Origin of the sequence: Promineifilum sp. (SeqCode) (assembly GCF_041918635.1) — a bacterium.
Taxonomy (GTDB): domain Bacteria; phylum Chloroflexota; class Anaerolineae; order Promineifilales; family Promineifilaceae; genus Promineifilum.
On record NZ_JAYRVJ010000764.1, the window covers coordinates 1 to 2,777 of the forward strand.

Here is a 2,777-nt window from a genome sequence, read left to right on the forward strand (position 1 = left end):
AACAGTTGTCAGTGGTCAGTGGTCAGTAAGCACTGACCACTAGTCACTATTCTGCTCAATGATCAGCGGATCGCCATTGCGATCCGTAGTGGTGCTAAGGACGTAGCCGCCGTAAACGCACTCCCCCTGCGCGACCTCCTTCACCTTACCCTCGACGGTCAGGTTGTGGATCGTGTTGGGCAGCAGGGTGATCTCGATCGTCTTGGGGAAGGTGTCGAACGGCGCCGTGAACGTGCCCGACTCGCCGGTGACGGTGATCGTTTCGCCGTTGCCCAGATCGACGGTGATGACCTGGGTGAGTTGATCGGTCGGCGAGGTGACCGGATCGACGGTGAAGAACTCCGGCGTGGCGACGGGGCACTCGGTCGCGGGCGCGTCGACTTCGGCCGTCGGCTCGTCGCCGGACTCCGTGCCTCCATTCCCACCCCTACTTAACAGCGCCCAGAGCAACAGCAAAAAGAGTACGAGCAGGCCGACCAACAGCAGAATGCGCAAGGGTGAAGCTCTCATCCCCTATTCCTCCGTAGAAGAGCCGCCAGGACAGCGGCTCATCGTTCCATCACACCGTGTTAGGATCTACGATGTACTTCCACCAGTTGTATGAGATGCCGTCATTCGCCCCTGTGCGGTGAGGCAACAGCTCGAACCACCACTTGTGGTGCAGACGGATGTCGCCGTCGCCCCAGTCATGGCAGTTGCACGTCTTGGCCTGGCCGTCCAGGTTGGGGAAGTTGCGCCACGTCTCCCAGCGGCTCTGCACCATGCGGGGGTTGCCCCAATCGTAGTCGCGGACGCTGTTGGGCGCGTAGTGCATCCAGCCCACCTCGGCCTGGCCGGGGTTCTTGTGCTCGTGGCGGATGAAGCGCTCCCACAGGTTGTCGTCGCCGCGCTGGTTGCGGTAGACGTGCTTCATGATGGACTCAGCGCGGTGGCCGAAGTTCTCCAGCATCTCGCCCACGCCGCGCTGGTAGTTGTAGCCCATGATGACGAAGCGCCGGTTGGCGTGGTCGGTGTTCTTCAGCGGCGGCGCGTTGCACCAGAACGCGCCCGGCCCGACCATGATCGACTCGTAGTAGCCGGCATAGGGGAAGGCGAACAGCCACACCTCGTCGATCGTGCCGGCGTTCACCTTCTCGACCATCTCGAACTCGTCCAGCAGCGCGTAGTAGTCCACCGCGTCCGGGTCGTGGAAGCCGCGGCGCTCCTGCCACGCCTTCACGAAGTCGTCGGCCTTGTAGACGAAGCCGTCCGCTTTGCGCGGGAATTTGTCGACCTCGACCTCCTCGACCACCTGGTAGTTGGCGTAGCCATGGCTGATCTCGGCCAGGTCGGCGATGTAGTTCTCGACCAGCCGGCGCGGATCGTTCCAGCGCAGCACCTTGTTCAGCCGCTCATTGCCCGCGCCGGGCACGCGCGGGTTGTGGATGATCAGGGAGACGCGCCGGTGGACGGGTTCCGGCGCGCCGCCGGCCGGCTCATCCGGCTCATCCTGGAAGAGGTCCTTGATGCTCTCCCCCACGTCATCTAGCACGTCGCCCAGTGATTCGAATAGACCCTTGCGTTTCGCCATGTGATCTCCCCTGAAGAAGAGTGATCCGCAGATTTTTCGGAAGTGTATGGACAGGGCCATTATGCCTTGACGGGGGATTCTGGCAACTTACGGCAGACCTGACAGGTGCGCCCCTGGCTGCCAACGGCGCACCTGTCAAGTCTCAGTGGCTCATAACAAAAGGGGCGCGGCATTTGCCGCGCCCCGTAGTGGTGTTTAAATGACCTCGCAGTTACGCATCGGAATCTGCGTAATCTGCGAAATCTGTGGATTCTTCTTCCTTTTAACGGACAGCTGCCCGAACCTCGTTCCAGGCCCCGCGCACGGCGTCCTTGAACTCTTCCCAGGCCCCTTCGCCTCTGGTCTCCCAATCGCGGCGGGCATCCATCTCGATGTCGGCCCACTCGCGGCCGGCGTAGCGTGAGTCGTTGGCCAGCGTGTACCCATACTGGTAGGCTGGCTGATAGCGCTCGTAGCTATAGCCGTTGCCCCGATTGGCGAAGTTGGTGGTGTAATGGGTGCGGAAGCGATCAGTGTAGCGGTCGAAACCACCTATCTGCTCCACGTCCACGTCGGTGCGACGCAGCGTGTCGCTGATCGTCTCGGTGCGCGTATCCACTTCCTTACCGATCACTACTTCCTCGACAACGCGGGCGGTCTTCTCAGCCACGGCCTCCTCGGCTCGCTCGGTCATCTCGATCGTCTTCTCCTGGAAGGCGTCGATCGTATCCGCGCCAACCGGCCGGTCAACCGAACGGCGCTCGACCGTCACCCGCTCTTCGCGCAGTTCAACCTGCTCGCTGACGGGCGTTTCCTCGACGCGCGTCTGGACACGGACGCCGCCCGTCTCCACCTCGCGCTTGCCGACCTTCAGTTCCTCTTCCACGATCGGCACCACGTGCTCGCCCTCAGCCGTGGTCTTGTCCCACGTCTCGCGGGCCGTAGTCGCGCCGGTTGTGAAACCCTTGGCATCCATACGGATGTTCACACTCTGCGGGCCATTGCTCTTGTGGCTGATATAGGGGCCAGCGTCGGCGTCGAACCCGGCCCAGCCGGAGGCGCGCCACTCGGCCGAGCGCTGCTTCACGTCAATGGGGCTATAGCGGCGCAGAATCTCGACGGCGCGGTTAGCGCGGTCATCAGCGGCCTTGACGGCCACCAGTGTGCCGCCACGGCGGACGCCCTCGGCGTAGTAGCCGGCCTCTTCCTCGGGAATGCCCCAGTTCAC

Annotated in this window: 3 protein-coding genes; all 3 read right to left on the reverse strand. The window is 62.8% G+C overall.

The genetic code is table 11. The features are described from left to right. Positions 1-39: 39 nt before the first annotated feature. A complete protein-coding gene (locus tag ACE3UY_RS22005) occupies positions 40-510 on the reverse strand; it encodes a hypothetical protein (RefSeq protein ID WP_374689619.1) in 471 nt (156 codons plus the stop codon). A gap of 49 nt (positions 511-559) precedes the next feature. After that, entirely contained in the window at positions 560-1,570 is a 1,011-nt protein-coding gene (locus tag ACE3UY_RS22010) for a hypothetical protein (RefSeq protein ID WP_374689620.1), read from the reverse strand. 262 nt (positions 1,571-1,832) lie between these two features. Then, positions 1,833-2,777, reverse strand: a 945-nt coding sequence (locus tag ACE3UY_RS22015) for a YsnF/AvaK domain-containing protein (RefSeq protein WP_374689621.1), incomplete at its 5' end; no start/stop codon positions are given.